At 40.7% G+C, this 18,818-nt stretch carries 17 protein-coding genes; 9 read left to right on the top strand and 8 right to left on the bottom strand.

Going from position 1 to position 18,818, the window contains the following annotated elements:
- Positions 1 to 51: 51 nt before the first annotated feature.
- The 5 genes from GLIP_RS19495 to GLIP_RS19475 form a co-directional block, all read right to left on the bottom strand.
- Positions 52 to 942 carry a LysR family transcriptional regulator gene (locus GLIP_RS19495; protein ID WP_008846429.1) on the bottom strand — a complete coding sequence of 297 codons (891 nt, stop codon included), beginning with the start codon at positions 940 to 942 and terminating at the stop codon, positions 52 to 54.
- A 64-nt stretch (positions 943 to 1,006) separates the two neighbouring features.
- Entirely contained in the window at positions 1,007 to 1,705 is a 699-nt protein-coding gene (locus tag GLIP_RS19490; protein ID WP_008846428.1) for a pirin family protein, read from the bottom strand.
- Positions 1,706 to 1,713: 8 nt separating this feature from the next.
- Positions 1,714 to 2,163: a DoxX family protein gene (locus GLIP_RS19485; protein ID WP_008846427.1), complete on the bottom strand. Its 450-nt coding sequence runs from the start codon at positions 2,161 to 2,163 to the stop codon at positions 1,714 to 1,716.
- A gap of 301 nt (positions 2,164 to 2,464) precedes the next feature.
- Complete coding sequence (locus GLIP_RS19480; protein WP_008846426.1) at positions 2,465 to 3,658, bottom strand: RtcB family protein; 1,194 nt, start codon at positions 3,656 to 3,658, stop codon at positions 2,465 to 2,467.
- 137 nt (positions 3,659 to 3,795) lie between these two features.
- Positions 3,796 to 4,965, bottom strand: a complete 1,170-nt coding sequence (locus GLIP_RS19475; protein WP_008846425.1) for a slipin family protein — start codon at positions 4,963 to 4,965, stop codon at positions 3,796 to 3,798.
- Between the two features lie 573 nt (positions 4,966 to 5,538).
- Here GLIP_RS19475 and rtcR point away from each other — a divergent pair.
- Both rtcR and GLIP_RS19465 read left to right on the top strand, forming a co-directional pair.
- Positions 5,539 to 7,140, top strand: a complete 1,602-nt coding sequence (rtcR, locus tag GLIP_RS19470; RefSeq protein WP_008846424.1) for an RNA repair transcriptional activator RtcR — start codon at positions 5,539 to 5,541, stop codon at positions 7,138 to 7,140.
- Positions 7,141 to 7,229: 89 nt separating this feature from the next.
- Entirely contained in the window at positions 7,230 to 7,727 is a 498-nt protein-coding gene (locus tag GLIP_RS19465) for a thioredoxin family protein (protein WP_153886384.1), read from the top strand.
- 40 nt (positions 7,728 to 7,767) lie between these two features.
- Here the strand turns inward: GLIP_RS19465 and GLIP_RS21770 are convergent, their stop codons facing one another.
- Together GLIP_RS21770 and GLIP_RS19455 are read right to left on the bottom strand one after the other, a co-directional pair.
- The gene (locus GLIP_RS21770; RefSeq protein ID WP_008846422.1) at positions 7,768 to 8,490 is read right to left on the bottom strand and encodes an NINE protein; all 723 of its coding nucleotides are present in this window, start codon (positions 8,488 to 8,490) and stop codon (positions 7,768 to 7,770) included.
- Positions 8,491 to 8,980: 490 nt separating this feature from the next.
- Positions 8,981 to 11,923, bottom strand: a complete 2,943-nt coding sequence (locus GLIP_RS19455; protein ID WP_008846421.1) for a KAP family P-loop NTPase fold protein — start codon at positions 11,921 to 11,923, stop codon at positions 8,981 to 8,983.
- Positions 11,924 to 12,112: 189 nt separating this feature from the next.
- Here GLIP_RS19455 and GLIP_RS19450 point away from each other — a divergent pair, with 189 nt between their 5' ends.
- From GLIP_RS19450 to GLIP_RS19440, 4 genes are all read left to right on the top strand, one after another.
- Positions 12,113 to 12,898 (top strand): SDR family NAD(P)-dependent oxidoreductase, encoded by a 786-nt coding sequence (locus tag GLIP_RS19450; RefSeq protein ID WP_040523745.1) that lies wholly within the window; start codon positions 12,113 to 12,115, stop codon positions 12,896 to 12,898.
- Positions 12,899 to 12,969: 71 nt separating this feature from the next.
- Complete coding sequence (locus GLIP_RS19445) at positions 12,970 to 13,347, top strand: VOC family protein (RefSeq protein WP_008846419.1); 378 nt, start codon at positions 12,970 to 12,972, stop codon at positions 13,345 to 13,347.
- 387 nt (positions 13,348 to 13,734) lie between these two features.
- On the top strand, positions 13,735 to 13,902 hold the full coding sequence (locus tag GLIP_RS21995; protein ID WP_008846418.1) for a hypothetical protein: 168 nt from the start codon (positions 13,735 to 13,737) through the stop codon (positions 13,900 to 13,902).
- 90 nt (positions 13,903 to 13,992) lie between these two features.
- A complete protein-coding gene (locus GLIP_RS19440; protein WP_040523664.1) occupies positions 13,993 to 14,820 on the top strand; it encodes a LysR family transcriptional regulator in 828 nt (275 codons plus the stop codon).
- A gap of 41 nt (positions 14,821 to 14,861) precedes the next feature.
- On the opposite strand, the gene GLIP_RS19435 is transcribed toward GLIP_RS19440, so the two are convergent.
- Complete coding sequence (locus tag GLIP_RS19435; RefSeq protein ID WP_008846416.1) at positions 14,862 to 15,095, bottom strand: hypothetical protein; 234 nt, start codon at positions 15,093 to 15,095, stop codon at positions 14,862 to 14,864.
- A 242-nt stretch (positions 15,096 to 15,337) separates the two neighbouring features.
- On the opposite strand from GLIP_RS19435, the gene GLIP_RS19430 reads away from it, so the two are divergent.
- Genes GLIP_RS19430 through GLIP_RS19420 form a run of 3 tightly spaced genes read left to right on the top strand, consistent with a single transcriptional unit; the run spans position 15,338 to position 18,787 of the window.
- Positions 15,338 to 16,798 carry a RimK family protein gene (locus GLIP_RS19430; protein WP_008846415.1) on the top strand — a complete coding sequence of 487 codons (1,461 nt, stop codon included), beginning with the start codon at positions 15,338 to 15,340 and terminating at the stop codon, positions 16,796 to 16,798.
- Positions 16,799 to 16,807: 9 nt separating this feature from the next.
- A complete protein-coding gene (locus tag GLIP_RS19425) occupies positions 16,808 to 17,989 on the top strand; it encodes a GNAT family N-acetyltransferase/peptidase C39 family protein (protein WP_008846414.1) in 1,182 nt (393 codons plus the stop codon).
- A 12-nt stretch (positions 17,990 to 18,001) separates the two neighbouring features.
- Complete coding sequence (locus GLIP_RS19420; RefSeq protein WP_008846413.1) at positions 18,002 to 18,787, top strand: RMD1 family protein; 786 nt, start codon at positions 18,002 to 18,004, stop codon at positions 18,785 to 18,787.
- The last annotated feature ends 31 nt before the right edge of the window (positions 18,788 to 18,818 follow it).

Raw genomic sequence — 18,818 nt, 5'->3', positions numbered from 1 at the left:
GCCCCGCAAAAAATTCATTCACTGCTCTGGGGTAAATCCCAGCCTACATATTTATAGCCATTGTTGATTTTTACTTTGTTCAATAAACCAAGCTAAGGCATTCCCAGCTTTTGTCTTGTCCCAAGCCATGAAAATAGGAACGGCGGGGCGATGTAACGAGGTGGATTTGGCAACCAATTCACCTGTTTGCAATTGATTTCGGACTAAATGTAACGGCAAAAAGCCCACTCCCAACCCTGCGACTTGTGCGTCCCGTTTTGCGAGCATAGTAGGTACTCGAATAACTTGCTTGCTCTCAAATATCCCACTTGATCGACTAGGCAAATTACGCGAACTGTCTGCCACCACAATCGCTGGGAATGCTTTGATATGTTGTCCTTCCAATATACCGATAAACTCTGCTAATGGATGATCTTTAGCAACCACAAAGACAAATTCAATTTCGCCGATTTGATGCACATCAAAAGGCCCTTTGGGTAACTCTCCTGTCACTCCAATTGCCAAATCACATCGCTGTGAATACAACGCATCCCAGCTGCCACCAAGCGCTTCTTCAAGTACAGTAATTTCCAGTTGTTTTTCCAATCGACAAAAACGCTTCAATAAGTCGTTTACAGGCTGGTTTTGAATAATCGTATCTTTGGCGATAGTGAGTTTGGTTTCCCAGCCGGACTCTACTTGCTTAACTTTATCCTCTAAACGTGAGGCGGCTTCTAAAATTACATGTCCTTCAGTTAATAACACAAGTCCAGCCTGCGTTAATATCGCGCGCTTTCCTTTGCGGTCGAACAATTCTACGCCTAGTTCCGACTCCAATTTCTGCATCGTGTAAGTTAGCGCTGAAGGCACTTTAAATAACGCTTTGGCCGCTTCAGCAAAGCTACCTTTTTTGTCTATTGCGTCTAAAACTCTTAGCGCTTCTAACGTAATCGCATGATGCATAATCTAATTATCCTCAACCTAAAAAGCCTAGAAATCATTCTAGGCTTTGTTGTTTTGATTTAATTTAGCCGGGTAAGTCGAATATTAATGCTAAAGCTTGATGCTGAGACGCATTTTCTATATTCAAGCTCATTTCTTTTTCAATTTTTAACCCGTCAGCTGTTTCCAACTCATGTTGGTTTATCGATAATTTTCCCTGCACTTGATGGATATAATATTTTCGAGTTTCATCAAGCGGAAGTTCAATTTTCTCACTCGGCGAAAGAATTAACTGACTTAACGACGCATCTTGTTTAATCGACAGCGTACCGTTTTCCCCTGTTGGAGTAATGATTGGCGTCAAACCGACTGCATGACCAAAATTCTTTTGTTGATAACCAGGTTGACCACCAAATTCATTAGGTTCAATCCAAATCTGCAAAAAGGTCAACAAATCGGTTTCAGAACCATTGTACTCACTGTGCTGGACACCTCTCCCGGCTGACATCAACTGGAATTCACCTTTTGGTAAAGATTGAACATTTCCCATGCTATCTTTGTGTTCAATCACACCATGAGTAACAAAGCTAATAATTTCCATATCTCGGTGCCCGTGAGTACTAAATCCAGCGCCGGGAGATACAGTGTCATCATTGATAACGCGTAATTTCGAAAACCCCATATGTTTTGCGTCATGGTATGAACCAAACGAAAAAGTGTGTTTACTGTCTAGCCAGCCGAAGTTTGCTGAGCCGCGATCTTGCGCTTTACGTAAAGAGAACATACCGCCTCCTACTTAACCAAGTATTTTACAATGACATTGTCTAAGGACAGTTTTCCTGCACCAGAGATTACCAATGAAACAGATGCCGCCAATAAAGCTAAACCGAATTCGTAACCACCATTAGACATAAACAAGCCATTTCCAATGTGCACAGTTAGAATGGCAACAACCATAGTGATTGCGGTAACTATTGCCGCTGGTCGCGTTAATAAACCAAACAATATTAATAATCCGCCAAAGAACTCAGTTGCTCCGGCTAATACGGCCATCAAATAACCCGGCTCTAATCCAAGAGACGCCATAAATTGACCCGTTCCTTCCAAACCATAACCACCAAACGCGCCGAACAGTTTCTGTGCGCCATGGGCGATAAATATGATCCCAACAGGAATTCTTAGTGCTAACGCTGCAAAGCTATTGGTTGAACTGAATATATTAGTTAAAAATGATTTACTCACGATATTACCCTCAATTTATTTGAATTTAAATATCTTAAAAACTCGTATTGTTTTTAAGGAAACTGAGGTCAGTATACTGATGTGAAAAACTTATAAAATCGGAACATTTTGACTTATTAATTCAAAATTTTTGAATATTATAGAATTGAAGATGAAATGGGACAAATCCCATCCTACATATCCTGTAGCAGGGGCTTTAGCCCCTGAATCCTACGCAAAAATGGGATAATCCCATCCTACATTTTGTGTAGCAGGGGCCTTTAGCCCCTGAATCCATTACATAGTGGGGAAACTCCCCACTTTATCCTTTAACGTTCACAACTTGGGAAAGGGTATGGACGACTTCTACCAAATCGCTTTGCATCTCCATAACCTTGTCGATGCTTTTGTACGCACTGGGTATTTCATCGATAACACCTTCATCTTTGCGACATTCAATGCCTTTGGTTTGCGCTGTCAAATCGTCCACAGTAAAGGTCTTTTTGGCCTTTGTCCGAGACATTTTACGACCCGCGCCATGGGCACAACTACAAAACGATTCTGGATTTCCCTTGCCTTTAATAATGTAAGACTTTGCGCCCATTGAGCCAGGAATAATCCCTAATTCAGATTCTCTTGCCCGAATAGCACCTTTGCGCGTAACCCAAACACTATGACCATCGTGTAACTCCTTTTCTACAAAGTTGTGATGACAGTTGATTGCCTCTTTGGTTACCGTAAAAGGTTTCAATCTAAACGTTAGTGAGCGCAATACGGCTTTCATCATGTGTTCACGATTTAACAGAGCATAGTCTTGAGCCCATGCGACCGCTTCAACGTAATCATTAAAGTACTGCGTTCCCTCTTTTAAATAACCCAGATCTTTATCCGGCAAATTGATTTGATGGATCTCCATTTCTTTGCGTGCAAGGCGAATGAAATATTGGCCGATCATATTGCCGATGCCACGACTGCCCGAATGTAACATCACCCAAACATCATCATTTTCATCTATACAAATTTCGATAAAATGATTTCCCGACCCCAGCGTACCAAGCTGATTAGCGAACTTTTTGGCGCTACCATGTCGACTAATTTGCGGATGCTTTGCGAGGATTTTATCTAGATTCATCGCCATTGCAGAGCCACCCTGCAATTGCTCATATTTATGATGTCCACCAGCACCTAATGGCACTGTGCGCTCAATATCCTGCCTGATTTGTAGTAAATTATCAGGTAACTCAGATGCTTTTAGGGACAAACGCACCGCATTCATGCCACAACCAATATCCACTCCCACTGCAGAAGGAATAATCGCATCAGTGGTAGCAATGACTGAACCAACGGTCGCACCAACACCTAAATGGATATCAGGCATTCCAGCCACATGTTTAAAAATAAAAGGTAAGCTAGCCACGCGACGCATTTGCGCTAACGCTTCATGCTCTACCTCATCGGTCCATATTTTGACCGGCTTTTGATTGTCTTTCGCCGACAACAGCGTTACAACCGGCATTGTTATTCTCCTTTTTTACTAAGACTTCACGCGTCTATAAATCAGTAATTAGCGGTGAAAATGAAAAAGGTAAACCAACATCCTTGTCAGCTCCTTGTTGATCGTTCGACCTAAGACTGTCCTAATCGATTATCGTGTTAGGTCAATTTCACGGTTTCCCGCAACAATTGATCAACTCCTCCATACACATTCAAATTTGCCACTTTTTCAGACACTTTCTCAAGTGACTCAAGCTCTTTCAAACGCAATAATGTAGGATTGTTTTCCATCATTTTGGCAGTGTTCTGCAAGCTTCTGGTTGCCGCAGTTTCTTCGCGACGCTTGATCACGTTAGCTTCTGCCGCTTTTTGCGCCTCTACCACCTGATTAAGAATCGCCTTAATCTCACCCGGTAAGATGATGTCCTTCACCCCAACTCTTTCAAGACTAACCCCAACGGATTTCAACTCTTGCTCAACCAATTCCTTTACGGTCTGGTTTACATACAATTTATCTTCAAGCAGAGCGTCCAAAGTCTTAGTACCTACAGCCTCGCGTAGCGCTAACTGCATTGATTTGTAGATAAAATCATCCAAATCATCGACTTGCTCTGCGGCAAGCACTGGATCCAACGTTTTCACCGTTGCGGTTAAATTAACCCGCACTGTTACCCGGTCTTTGGTCAAAATATCTTGACCAGACACTTCCCGATTACGCGAGCGTAAGTCGTAGGTTTTCACCTCGATTTTGTTGCTCAACTGCCAGAATCCGTACATACCAGCCGTTAGCATACGCATGAATTTCCCATCCACATACAACAAAGCAACATGTTGGGGTTTCACCTCAACCATCGCCACTGGAGCACGCTTAACCGAGTTTTTGGTAGCAAGCAATTTGGTTACTTCATTCTTACCACGATGCTTGATCTCTTCTAAAACCGTTCTGGTTACTTCAAGATCGCCACCTAATGCCACTCTGTCTAAACGGAATTCACCCGCAGATTTCCATAAATGTAGGATTTCACCTGGGGCAACAACGCCACAAAGCTGGTTATCAATATATAACAAACCTAATTCGTCATTACCTAACCGCCAAACATGCACCAACTCCGCCACTTCAGGATAAGTTCTAATTAAATAGAAAGACTCAGGATCTGAATAATACATGCTGTTAGCTGCAAACTGTTTCACCGTGAGCGCATTGGTAAAATCCCATAGACGGTGCACACCTGGGCTTAGCACTCGTTCAAACTGTTGATTTCGATACAGAAACGCAACTGTGTTTTCTGCAACGATAAATACTTTTTTAAATTTTCCTTGTTCTGTCATGAGAACTTCTCCTTTTCTATATTTATGCCTCAACACACTTTTTGAGTATGTGACACAAGGGGTAACTAACTTGCGTGAATTGACAGCAAACAAGGTTGACTTGATAGGCTTGGCAATCCGATTGCCTAAACACTACATCCTTACAGTGCCTACCAAATCAATGTTGCTTGTGCGAATTCACCACAGCGGTTACTCACTAGCCTTATGTCGGGCTATTACAATGTATGTGGGACTCGAACCCACAGGGCTTTCGCCTTTACCTTCCTTAGTTCAATCATCAATCAAACTATGTCGTTTGAGGTGTATTCACACCAATTTAAGTGGTGCTCTTTCCGAGATATACACCCTTGGCAATGCCACGTGTATCAGGTTGCCGTTAGAAACAACTCCGCTTCGTTAAAAACAATTACAGTATTACAAGTGCTGTGCCAGAAAATAAAAACACCAAATAAAAAATATAAGCAATTGATATATATAAATTTATTTAGATCCAATTAAATCGCAAATGAAAACACAGCTTCACAATAATTATCTATTTAGATATATTGATATCTTTATCGATATGGATTATTTATGAACCGCAAAAACGTCATGTTTGCCAATTTAGGCGTGGTAAAAGACCACAAAGGCCGTGGCGCTAAACGCTGGCAGACATGGCGCCCAACAATTAGTGCAGTAATGCAAGATGATTTTCAAGTAGATAGGTTGGAGTTGTTTTATGAACCGTCACACCTTGATTTAGCCCGGCGCATAAGTGCGGATATTGCAGAGGTGTCACCTGCTACAGACGTGGTGCTGGTCGAAGCAACATGGAATGATCCTTGGGATTTTGCCGATGTATACAACTGGTTGTATCAACATGCCAGCCACTATAATTTCGATACCGATAAAGAAGATTATTATCTCAATATCACAACGGGCACGCACGTTAACCAGATATGCATGTTCATGCTAAGCGAAGCACAAATTTATCCTGCTTCTAAACTGGTTCAGGTTTCCCCCGATCCAAACGCCGAAAATCGCGCTAAAGGTACGATAAGTATTGTTGATTTAGATCTCTCCAAATATGCCGCACTAGCAGCCAGATTTTCAGAACAATCAGCATCGGCCCAAGATTTCCTTAAAGCAGGTATTCAAACGCGAAATGCAGCGTTCAATAGCTTAATTGAAGAAATAGAACAAGTAGCCATCAGTGCAACCGACCCAATGCTGTTGGAAGGGCCGACAGGTGCAGGTAAAACCCAGCTCGCCAGACGGATCTACGAATTAAAATCGTCCCGCGGCGGTGTGATGGGCAGTTTGATTCAGGTGAATTGTGCCACTTTGGTGGGTGATGGAGCCATGTCAGCTTTATTTGGTCACATCAAAGGGGCCTATACCGGTGCGCAAAGTGCTAGAGATGGCTACTTAAAAAACGCTGATCAAGGCATACTTTTTCTGGATGAAATAGGCGAACTTGGATTAGATGAACAAGCCATGTTGTTACACGCTATCGAAGAAAAACAATTCTATCCTGTAGGCAGTGACAAAGCCGTTTATAGCGATTTCCAATTAATTGCGGGGACCAACTTGGATTTACGCCAAGCAGTGGTGCAAGGGAAGTTTCGTGAAGACTTATTAGCTAGAATTGATTTATGGAACTGGCGTTTACCGGCACTTAAAGAGCGTATTGAAGATTTCGAAGCAAATTTAGACTTTGAATTACGCCAGTATGCTCGGTTGAACAATGTGCACATTCGTTTTGGTAGTGAAGCTAAAAAACGTTTTTTACAGTTTGCAATGAGTGAAAACGCCTTGTGGACCGCTAACTTTCGCGATCTAAATGCCAGCGTTAAACGCATGGCTACCTTAAGCAACGAGGGACGCATAGGCTTGCAAACGGTTGAAGCTGAAATTTTACGTTTAAACAAACGTTGGCATGGCACGAAACAAACCCATGACGTTGTTTTAAGCCAATTTATCGACGACGAACAGCTTGCGACCTTGGATATGTTTGATCAATTACAGTTGCAAAATGTAATACAGATATGTCTGAGCTCAAATAACTTAGCAGACGCGGGTAGAAAGTTATTTAATGTGAGCAGGCAAAACAAAAGTAGCGTGAATGATTCACATCGGCTACGGGTGTACTTACAAAAATTTGGGCTTAAATTTTCGCAACTAGAACATGAATGAAGTAGGTTATTTTCAATCTGGTGCAATAAATGTCCTATATTCCTGTTCTAATTTCAAAGAATGAGAAAACAATCGGTTGGTTATAAAAAATGCGTCAAAAAAAATCGGATAAACAATCAGGGAATTGGCTCAAGCTGGTGATGGTTATGGTAGTTGCCGTCGGTGTCTATTTCGCTTACCAGCAGCTCCAACGTCATTTAGGCCAGCAAGCAAGAGATAATATTCGCATAGAGATGTTAGATTTCGACGTTGCTTTGGCTAAGGCACAAGCACATGAAAAATTGATACTCGCTGATATGTCAGCAATTTGGTGCCCTACCTGTCGCAAGTTGGACAGCACGATTTTTTCCGATGAACGTGTTCAACAAGTCATCGACAACAACTTTGTATTTGCTCGGATAGACTATGACACAGAGCAAGGACAAGATTTCGCACAACGTTATCGAGTTAGCGGATATCCTGTGTTGTTAATCTTAGATGAACAAGGTGAGAAGCTAACCCGTTTACCGCTTTCATTTGACCCAATGGAGTTTATTGGTAACTTAAACAAGGTGTTGAGCACCCAACAAAAGGCGTTAGCAAACTAACGCTTTTTGTAAGCTCAAAACTATTGATAAAAATACAGTTCTAAAATTGCATACGGCACTTACTTGGCAATGCCGTGTATTCCACTGTAGATTGACTACAATCCCAACTAATTCCTTGTCCTGTGGATTCAGGCGTAATCACCAAATTTCCATAGACACCAGAGTCGTCGTTAAAGTGCACGTAAATAACGCCATTATCCACTTCCATTGAGCGAATTTGCGAACTAGTTAGGTCGCCAGACAAGTCCAGTACTTCAATACTTTCTGGCCACTTTTGCTCGGACAATGCATAGATTTCAACCGCCATCATCACAGTGTCTGTCATCATATGAGTTTCTGCCAATTGAGCTTTTTGTATATAGCTTTGATAGGCTGGAATCGCAATGGCTGCAAAAATACCAAAGATAGCGGATAGCGGAAACAAAACGGCAATAACCACCACAACCGTACCTTTCTCTTTTCCCGCTGAAACGCCTTGATTATATTTTTTATTCCATTCGTCCTGGGAAGTACACAGAAATACGATGCCTTCTATTAAACCCACAATAAACGGAATATAAGTCCAACAAAGCAATAAATAAAAGATGCCCCACCATTGCCCTAGGAAAAACCGGTGAAAACCAAATATGCCGCCGAACAACGCAAGTGCGGCTGCAGCGATTCTACTTTTATAATGAAAGGTATCCTGAATTTCACCGCAACTTGGACATTTGGGTGACTCGGTTGGGATTAATATTCCACATTTTTTACACTGGCTTTCCATGCTAACTCCTTATTTTTGATGACATTATATTCAGATTAAGGAGAAGCTGACAAGTAAAGGTATTTGTCAGCGAGGCTTTAGCCTCGAGAGGTAGAATCAAATAATCCACGGAATAAATCCCGTGCTACACCTGTAGACGGGGCTTTAGCCTCGTGAGATAGAATTAAACAAGCCACGGGATAAATCCCGTGCTACACCTGTAGGCGGGGCTTTAGCCTCGTGAGGTAGAATCAAATAATCCACGGAATAAATCCCGTGCTACACCTGTAGGCGAGGCTTTAGCCTCGTGAGGTACAATCAAACAAACCACGGGATAAATCCCGTGCTACACCTGTAGGCGGGGCTTTAGCCTCGTGAGATAGAATTAAACAAGCCACGGGATAAATCCCGGGTTACACCTGTAGGCGAGGCTTTAGCCTCGTGAGGTATAATCAATTAATCCACAGGATAAATCCCGGGCGACATCGGCTACCTAGATAAATAACACAATTTAATTGACGTTGACGCCGCGCACCCAATACATAAACTTTTGTCGTTTCGTTAAGTCGATTTTTTCTGATTGATTGAGCAAGAGATTAATTTGAGTTTGTAATTCTTGATCTGCTATTTCAGGAACTGGCACTAAATGCCCATCGCTATCTTCATCCAACTGACCGCGGTTAAACTCTAAAATAGCGGTCAGAGTGACTAAATTCGCTTCTCGTATGCCAGCTCCGGATTCGTAGTTTCGCATAGCAAGATAACGCGCCCTATTTACATATCGTTTAATATTTCTAGGGGTGCGATGAGAGATCCCTAGTACTTTTGCCCATAAAGAGACTGCGTGAAGAAATTCATCGGAATCATTTTCAACAATGCGTTTGCGTTGTCTAAATCGTTCTACACGAATTAACAACGCAAACAACGTCAACAATAACACTGGGAGCATTAACCAATAGACGTATTCCTTAGATTCAAAGGTTTTGTAATTTAGTATTTTGGGTTGTTCAGACTGCATGGTCGTTTCTATGCTGCTTTCTTGTTGTTGAACAGCAAGATTATCACCTTCAGTGTTTTGTTGTGTTGTGGCAGTTTCAATAACGGGTTTGTCAACTGATGATATAGGTTGCTCATTATTGATGAGGCTTGAGAAATAACTGCCTATTAGGAAACTGGCAATAAATACTAGAAATATCAGCAACGGCTTTAACCAAGTAAATTTGGCCTCTGGCGGTGCTGAAATATTACTAGATACCAAACCATCGAATTGATCACTTGACGCAGTAGGCACGGGAATTTCAATATTGATAATCTTTTCAAGGTAACGTTTAGCTTTGATTTTTAACGCATCTTGATCAACATCAGTATGGGTACTCTGATAATAACTACAAATAGCATTCTCTATAGGCTCTCTTTCCATCCCAACAATAATGTAGCAGTCACCACTGGAAACGAGATAGTTAATTGTTTCCATCACATCCATAATTCGTTGCTCTTTGCATCTATCCAAATCATCAATAAAGATGGTTAGTGTGCTATCACCTAAAGCGTTACACAGAAGACTAAACTCTTTTGCAAATTTTTCGCGTAGACCTAAGTTTGCGCGCAAGTCCAAATTTCTGCCGGGGCTGCGAAATAGACTTTTTAGTGGGTTGGTATTCACCATACCGGAGATTCGATCCATACCACCTCTAAGCAATGAAAAAGCTCCAAACACCGCGCCTAAATAAGGAATTGATTCAGTCGAAAAGTCTGAAAGTGGTTTTAGTGTCGCTTCCCCAGAAGTTAATATGTACCCAAGCGAACATAAAAATATAACCGTAACCGAAAAGAAAAATAGGGGTGCTTCTACCCAGCGCATTTTTAATAAGTTCCAGCGATACAACATGCCAGCGGCAGTCCAAAAAGGGGGAATAGCGTGGCTTTGGATTGCGCTTAACAGACCTGCCAAAAATTGTTCTTCATTTTGATGATGCCAAGCGTTTACCCACACGGGGTGTAGGCGAAAACTTTCTAGGTTTTGTTTTAAAAAATACATTAATGATGATTTTCCACTTCCCCATAATCCTGTAATCGCGATGGTCAATGGTGCCTTTGTACCGGAATTACGCAAAAAACGTGATAATGCGGAAGAGATCTCCTGAAACCCGAGTTTGTCTTGTGTCAAATCGTTAGCCGGAGAGTCGGAAACGAAACTATCGATAAGTTGCTGTGACCTAATCACTTCTACATCTTTTTGCCCCTGTCCTACCACCAGCACTCTAAGCGCAATAAAAACACTGCCAACGAGTAAAAGTAGAGCAATTGGCGAAGGAAAAACCTGATGTTGCATATCTTCTATTTCAGTGGCCCAATTCGATTTAGCAAACGCATCTAAGTCATGTCGATTGAGGGCACTGGGGAGAATAGCCTCGGTTTTCGTGCTGATTGAACCATCTCGATAAACAATAATATCTCGGTTATAAATTTCCCAACTTTTATCTATTAGTTGCGGTACTGGAATCACTATAGGGCTAACTTCTCTATCGGGTAACGCAGTCCAACTAGCCTCAGACACAGCAGGTATTATCGACACAAACACGCCGTTATTGGGGCCAGAACCAACCTGCCAATCATCGCTGTAATGGCGATCGAAACCATATCCACCAACCACAATATTTGATGCCGAGATAGGGTAATTAGAAGTAATGTAATCGGCTACTGATTGCGCCAATAAAGTAGACTGGTCTTGCGCAAAAGCCGGATTAAGGGCACTGGTTTTTTGTTCTTGTGGGGGATCATATGAACTAATTTTTTGTTTAGGCTCAGCGGCTTTGGCTGTCATAGGCGACTGCCGTAAGCGATCTAAATCGTCGTTGGTGAGCGGTTGGCTCCGCGATAAATAGCCGATGATACTGACTTGCCCGATTCCAACATTTTGTCGAAATAACGGGTCGAATAACCCATCAATACCATTAAATAAATCATTCGAAATATCCTGATTGTTAGACGCCGACCTTAACGTAAAGTTTCTATTTAAGACTGGCATATCAATATCAGCATTAGCCGAATTGACTTGCGAAACGTTATGGTTAGCCAAGTACAGCAAACTGCCATCTTCAAATTGCAATGCGAGTTGATTTTCATCCACTTGATAGGCACTGATTGTTGAGTTGGTATCAACCAGATTCAATCTTAATGCCGCATTGCGCTCTAGTGGATAATACCAACTCATGGGGCTGAAGATATTAAACGGAGAAATCAGAGGAGTTGGGTTTAGGGGCGTAACTTTTGTGATCAAAATACAAGCTAAAATACCCGTCAAAATGATAACAATAGCTAAAATAAAACGAGCTTTAGGAAATGCAGATTTTTGCATAGGTTCTTTTGCTAATTTATTTGCAACAAAATCTTCTGCGACTTTTCTCTTATATGAGTCACTCTTAGTAGTCGCTTGTTCAACCTCAACTTGCATGGTCCAAATCCGTTTTCACTTTCAAGCCTATTCAAATAGTATCAACCAAACCAAACGATAGTGCAAAAAACATACAGCTCAAAAACAAAAGTGGTGCAAAGTGATTTAAAGCATGTGTTATTAATGCATATAGCACCTAAACTTGTTGGAATAACGGCAATTCATTTTGACAGAACGCTAGGACAGTTTATGACTAAATTAAACACGACTTTAATAACGGGAGCGTCAGAAGGCATAGGTAAGAGCTTTGCTGAAACCTTTGCCAAAAAAGGCCATGACGTGGTATTAGTCGCGCGAAACCAACAAAAACTTGATGAGTTATCTGTTTATTTATCAACTAGATATGCGATCAGGAGTTATGTGTATGCCATGGATCTTTGTCATATTGACAGTGCCAAAAATCTACTTAAGCGATTAACTACTGACAAAATAGACATCGATATTTTGGTCAATAATGCAGGGATGATGCAAATAGCACCACTGCATAATGCTGAAGAAGAAGGTTTGAATAATTTAATTCAGTTAAATATCCAAAGTTTGGTCAATATGACAAGAGTTTTTGTTAACCCGATGATTGCACGTGGTAAAGGAAAGATAGTTAATTTGGGTTCAATCGCTAGCTTTATGCCAACTCCAAACTTTAGCGCTTATGGTGCGAGTAAAGCATTTGTGCTGTCGTTCAGTGAAGGGGTTTCAGAAGAATTAAAAGGCACAGGAGTATCTGTCACTTGTGTCTGTCCGGGGATAACTGAAACTAAAATGCTGCGAGAAGCTCATGGCGTCGAAAAATATATTCCACGCATATTCAAAGCTCAACCAGAATCACTTACTGCTGATGCATACAACGCAATGATGAAAGGTGATGTGATATTTTTAGATAAAATCACTAATAAATTAATAGTGCAATATGCTACTCACTATCCGCGTTGGATGGTAAGACGAATAAACGGTTTATTTCGCAGTTTCACGGCTTAAAAAGCGTTAGTTTTCAGAAAGTGACCTATACTTTTTCGGTTACGTTTTGATAGATAAAATAGGAGCTAAATATGTCTAATCCAGTGGGCTGGTTTGAAATTTATATTGATAACAAAGAGCGTGCAAAAAAATTCTATGAAACGGTGTTTAAAATTGAATTAGAACAGCTTGGCGATCCCAGTGATTCTAATGTTGATATGCTCGCCTTTCCTTCTGACATGGAGAAATACGGGGCCTCTGGCGCGCTCGTGAAGATGTCTGGTTTTCCTGCAGGCGGCAATAGTACGCTAGTTTATTTTTCATGTGATGATTGTGCGATTGAAGCAGCGAGAGTTGAAGATGCCGGAGGCAAGATTCAGCGCGAAAAGATGTCGATTGGCGATTATGGTTTTATCGTATTGGCATTTGATAGTGAAGGTAATATGTTCGGCTTACATTCTATGCAGTAACTCTCACGGGATAAATCCCGTGCTACATCTATAGGCGGAGCTTTAGCCTCGTAGGGTAAATTCAAGCAAACCACGGGATAAATCCCGTGCTACACCTGTAGGCGGAGCTTTAGCCTCGTAAGATAAAATCAAACAATCCACGGGATAAATCCCGAGCTACATCTGAAGGCCAGGCTTTAGCACGGAAGTAGTCTCACTGTGTAACGGATTTAAAAAAGAGCAATTCGGATACCAGTTCTGCAACAATTATATTTATCCTGATGATGAATATTTTTTGTTTCACAGCATGATTGGAAGTTGCAATTATATTCTCACTCATAAAAACAAGATGAGCGAAACTCGCATTTTATTTTGATTGAGTAATAGAAGTTTAACTGGTGAGCTAAAATGAGCAAAGATTACAGACGCGAAAAAGAAGATTTTGATAATTCTGACTGGATGAACAACAATTCTGACGCGGTGCACAAAAACAAACGTATGAATGATATTGAAAAGCGCAAACGAGACAGTAAAAAGTTGAGTAGAGAGCGCGACAGACAATCTCAATATCATTAAGTTTTAAAGGTTTAGCAGGCCCAAAAGGCTTGCTAAATCTGCTTAATTAACGTATTAAACGGATAATCTAGTCAAATTCGTGAATTTGTTGTGGACATCCGTTTTTTAAGTACGTTTTTGGAAGTGGCTAATACACGCCATTTTGGCAAAGCAGCAGACAATCTATATTTAACCCAATCAGCGGTTAGCGCGCGTATCAAGCTGCTTGAAGAATACTTTAATACCGCATTATTCATCCGCAATCGAAACAGCATTCAGCTGACTCCAGCTGGCGAGCAATTAATTCCTTATGCCAAACAATTGTCAGCAAAACTGTTAGAAGCTAAACAAGCGTTGAATCACAAAAGTACTCGATTCTTGAGTGTCGCCACCACACCAAATGCGTTTTATCTGTCACTTGATAATGCACTTTGTAACGTCGCTCAACAATTTCCACACGTATCGTTACGCACTGATCTTGGTAATACCGAGTTATTATCTCGACAATTGCATGAGCGTACTATTGATATGGCATTTACCACAGAGCCACTCAAACTAGATAATGTGGAAACGAGCCAAATCCTTGAAATCCCGCTAAGTTTTTTTGCTAAATCTACAAGCGACGAATTAGAAGATTACATCCATATCGAGTGGAGTCATAAAGTCACCGACAATATTTATCAACAGTTTCCACAACTCCGTAACGCGCGGCTAAAAACCAGTAGTTATCAAATTGGTCTACAGCAACTGTCATGCAGCCAGAAGGGATGTGCATTACTGCCAGATTCAGGTCAATACGCTGGATTGAACAAATTAGATATTCAGAGTGACTTTAACGTGCGGATTTATTTAAACGTTATAGAAAATAACGGTATTGAAGAACTCGTTGAAGTAGTTAATTTTGTGAAAAATTCTCTCGCATCAACGAGTATCGAATAAATCATAAGTATGGGGAGACGCAAGCGCTCCCCTATTAATCATTATACTTTTTTAGGCAATGCAGAAATTTTAGCGTAGCCTTCAGATTCCAATTCTTCGTTTACGCAATTTAAAACGAATTCTTGTTTACTCAAATCACCAGTGCCATCTTCCGCAGCAACGTCAACACAGTACTGCATCAAATCTTTAACCGTTTCTGCATCAGCAACTTCTTGTGCCATAGCAGCGTTCATCGACAATACAGCCATAGCTGCAGTTAAAAACCATTTTTTCATTGTAAAGCTCCAATTCACGTAAGGAATTTAAGTTGGTTTAAAAAGTGGCTGAATTTTTAACCCAATAACTAACTTTTACCAGCAAATTAATTTGTTCGTGATGACAATAATTTTTCGTGAATTAGCACTATTATTGTTGTTGTATTTACGAATGGAAAGTCTATATTTCGCACACTTTTTTAAGGTTGAAAGAAAAGACTTTTAGCCGCTTAAACACTGACACTTAAGAGTGAAAAAAACGCATGTATAAATCGTTAGTTGTCGTTGACACTTTAGATGGACTTCCACAAATTGATGCAAATATTATCGATTTTGCTCAATATCTGGCTGACTACCCTAAAGCAGGAGAACCCAAAACTCGGGTTATAAACCTTTGCAATACATCGCTGTATTTAAGCGAGGGCTACTATTGCTCTTTGCTTGCCGAAGCTCGTCAGCACAAAGTACTACCCAGCGTTAATTGCATTAATGATTTAACCGCATTAAACCGCCATGAATCAGAAGAAAAATCTGGCTTAACGCTAGCTAAAGCGTTTTTACCAAGTCAGAACAAAAATCAAGAAGTTGATATTTTGGTATTTTTTGGCTGGACTGAAAATGAAAACTTTAAAAAGCTTTCAAAACACGTTTTTGAGCGTTTTCCTGCGCCTATTTTGCGCCTGAAAATAAAGCCCTCTGAAAACTCGATCTGGGTGCAAATCTCAGTGGTGGGCTGCAACGAATTAGACAGCAAAACTTGGCCGGTGTTTATTCAGCGTTTGGAACACTACACCCAATCTACTTGGCGTAATCACTACAACAAGAAGAAATTCCGTTGGGATATGGCGATTCTGGTTAACGAACAAGAAAAAACACCGCCTAGTGACAGCAAAGCGTTAAAGAGCTTTGTAAAGGCTGCTGAACAAGTTGGGATACACGCAGAGTTAATAAACGCTAAACAGGCTAATAATATTGGTCAATATGACGCTTTGTTTATCCGTGAAACAACCGCAATAGATCATCATACCTATCGTTTAGCGCGTAAAGCTGAGCAAGATGGTCTAGTGGTTATTGATGATGCGCAATCTATTTTGCGCTGCTGTAACAAGGTATTTTTGCACGATGCATTTAGCTACAACAAGGTGCCCGCGCCGAAGAGCAGCTTCGTGTCTAATGCAAATGACGAAACTTGTGAAAAGATAGCCGCCGAGTTTGGCTATCCAATCGTATTGAAGTTGCCAGAAAGCTCTTTTTCTATGGGCGTCTTTAAGGTGGAAAACTTTGTTGAACTAAAATTAAAACTAACCGAAATGTTGACTAAATCTGCATTGGTTTTGGTTCAAGAATACGTGTATACCGATTTCGATTGGCGTATCGGTGTGTTAAACGGTCGAGCGATTTATGCTTGTCGTTATTTTATGGCGCGCAATCACTGGCAGATATACAACCACGGTTCTAAAGCACATTTCTCAGGTGACTTTGAAACCTTACCGACCTTTGAAGTTCCTAAGCCGGTATTAGATGCAGCGGTAAAAGCCAGTTCAATTGTAGGTAAGAGTTTATATGGAGTGGATATTAAACAGGTCAATAATCAAGTGTACGTTATTGAAGTCAATGATAACCCTAGCTTGGAATCGAAAGTAGAAGACCTTTATTTGGGTAAAGAATTGTACATGATCGTTATGCAAGAATTTGCAAACCGCATTGAAGCAAGAGGACGCTAAGTGAATGTTATGGTATCTAAAAACCAAACAATGCCTATTGTTTTAAGGGCTGCATCAAGTGAAGACTTAGAGCAATTGCTTGAGCTTGAAAAGCAAAGCTTTGATTATGATCGCTTGAGTCGCCGTAGTTTCAGACATTGGCTGAAGTCGCCTACTTGCGTGTTTATTGTCGCTGCTCAGCAACAAGCTACCAGCATGCTGATTCAAGACCAATCGAGTACCGATGAAGTGCTCGGTTACGGCTTAGTTTTGATGCGCAAAGGTACTCGCTTGTGTCGTTTATATTCTATTGCTGTTTCTAAAAAAGCGAAGGGAACAGGGCTTGGCAAACGTCTTCTAAGCGAATTAGAAAAAGCGTCTGTTGAGCGCGGTAAATTATTTATGCGACTAGAAGTCGCCTGTGACAACGAAGCGGCAATTAATTTGTATACCGCATTTGGTTATCGCTCGTTTGGTGTATATCGCAATTATTACCATAACAGTGTTGATGCACTGCGTATGCAAAAACCAATTCATCAGCGACTAGCCCAGCAACGTTGGGCTAGTTATCCCTGGTACCGACAAACCACTGAATTTACCTGTGGTCCGGCATCATTGATGATGGCAATGAATAATCTAAATCCTGAGATAAAAATGAATCAATCTTTGGAGTTAGACCTTTGGCGTCAGGCCACCACCATTTTTATGACATCAGGTCATGGTGGTTGTCACCCTATTGGTTTAGGAATTGCTGCGATGGAACGGGGATTTGAAGCACAAGTTTATGTAAATAAAAAAGATACATTGTTTTTAGATGGTGTGCGCAGTGAACATAAAAAAAACATTATGCATGCCGTTGAAAAACGATTTAAACAACGTGCTAAAGAAATAGGGCTCCCGGTCCATTATCAAGCGCCTAGTGTGCAATTGATTCAGGCTGCATTATCAGCTGGCTCGGGGGTGCTAAGTTTAATTAGTACATACCAATTGGATGGCAAAAAATCACCTCACTGGGTGACGATTACTCATGTAGATGAAAACTGTCTTTATTTTCACGATCCTGATCCGGATGACACTGCATCAGAAGTTGATAATCAGCAAATAGCAGATTGCCAACATATTCCATTAGGAAAAGAAGACTTTAATAGTTTATCGGTATTTGGAAAGTCCAAATTACGTACTGCCGTAATTATTAGTCGTGCAGATAAATAAGGAAAAATACATATGACAAGCAATTTTTCATCACAACTTATTGAAGTGATCTGTATTGCAGACACCCTTGATACTAAAGCGATTCAAGCGAAGTTTGCCAAACATTTTGTGGTCAATAAGTACAGAGATGCACTACACATAGATCTGCCTAAAGGCCATGTGTTTATATTTGATTACGGCGTTGTGGTGACATGGGGGATCAGCGAAATTAAGAAAGCTGATTTGATAGAAGATTTAGTCGAATTTAGAACTACTGATCCTGATTTGCATTGGGAAGTTTATCATTTCAATATGGTAAACGATTCAAAACTCACGATTAGTAACGATGTGTTTACTTTAGGATCGAGTAAAACCCATTCACTTTTGGCGATCAGTCATGCTTTTGCACAATCACGAAAGTTAGAAGTATTTGAATCACAAGCGGAAAGTACGATTGCACATAATCGAAACTTAGCAAAGGAATTAGCAGAAACGGGAAATATTAGCTTAAGTCGTAAAAAGCTCGCGATGCGTCGTGGCGCATTATTTCAAACCAAAAACGACATTATGTTACGTTTTAGTTTGTTGGATGTACCTGAATATTTTTGGGATTACCCTGCAACCCAAGAAGACTATATGGCGGCAATAAAATACCTTGAGTTAACCCAACGGATTGAATTACTTAATTTGAAGCTAGAAACGATTCATGAGCTTTTCGAGATGTTGGCTGCTGAGCAAAACCATAAGCACTCATCATTTTTGGAATGGATAATTATTATCTTAATTGCGGTGGAAATTGTACTTTTTTTCGTTCACTAAACTGATGTAAAAGCACACTGGTTAGTGAAAT

The sequence above is a fragment of the Aliiglaciecola lipolytica E3 genome, assembly GCF_000314975.1.
In the GTDB taxonomy this organism is placed as follows: Bacteria; Pseudomonadota; Gammaproteobacteria; order Enterobacterales; family Alteromonadaceae; genus Aliiglaciecola; species Aliiglaciecola lipolytica.
Note: the sequence above shows the minus strand (reverse complement) of the source record. Positions and strands in the feature narration are given on the sequence as shown.

Coding starts and splice junctions, on each gene's coding strand:
- GLIP_RS19495 (WP_008846429.1), bottom strand. CDS start 942: ATGCATCATGCGATTACGTTAGAAGCGCTAAGAGTTTTAGACGCAATA.
- GLIP_RS19490 (WP_008846428.1), bottom strand. CDS start 1,705: ATGTTCTCTTTACGTAAAGCGCAAGATCGCGGCTCAGCAAACTTCGGC.
- GLIP_RS19480 (WP_008846426.1), bottom strand. CDS start 3,658: ATGCCGGTTGTAACGCTGTTGTCGGCGAAAGACAATCAAAAGCCGGTC.
- GLIP_RS19475 (WP_008846425.1), bottom strand. CDS start 4,965: ATGACAGAACAAGGAAAATTTAAAAAAGTATTTATCGTTGCAGAAAAC.
- rtcR (WP_008846424.1), top strand. CDS start 5,539: ATGAACCGCAAAAACGTCATGTTTGCCAATTTAGGCGTGGTAAAAGAC.
- GLIP_RS19465 (WP_153886384.1), top strand. CDS start 7,230: ATGCGTCAAAAAAAATCGGATAAACAATCAGGGAATTGGCTCAAGCTG.
- GLIP_RS21770 (WP_008846422.1), bottom strand. CDS start 8,490: ATGGAAAGCCAGTGTAAAAAATGTGGAATATTAATCCCAACCGAGTCA.
- GLIP_RS19455 (WP_008846421.1), bottom strand. CDS start 11,923: ATGCAAGTTGAGGTTGAACAAGCGACTACTAAGAGTGACTCATATAAG.
- GLIP_RS19450 (WP_040523745.1), top strand. CDS start 12,113: ATGACTAAATTAAACACGACTTTAATAACGGGAGCGTCAGAAGGCATA.
- GLIP_RS19445 (WP_008846419.1), top strand. CDS start 12,970: ATGTCTAATCCAGTGGGCTGGTTTGAAATTTATATTGATAACAAAGAG.
- GLIP_RS21995 (WP_008846418.1), top strand. CDS start 13,735: ATGAGCAAAGATTACAGACGCGAAAAAGAAGATTTTGATAATTCTGAC.
- GLIP_RS19435 (WP_008846416.1), bottom strand. CDS start 15,095: ATGAAAAAATGGTTTTTAACTGCAGCTATGGCTGTATTGTCGATGAAC.
- GLIP_RS19430 (WP_008846415.1), top strand. CDS start 15,338: ATGTATAAATCGTTAGTTGTCGTTGACACTTTAGATGGACTTCCACAA.
- GLIP_RS19425 (WP_008846414.1), top strand. CDS start 16,808: ATGGTATCTAAAAACCAAACAATGCCTATTGTTTTAAGGGCTGCATCA.
- GLIP_RS19420 (WP_008846413.1), top strand. CDS start 18,002: ATGACAAGCAATTTTTCATCACAACTTATTGAAGTGATCTGTATTGCA.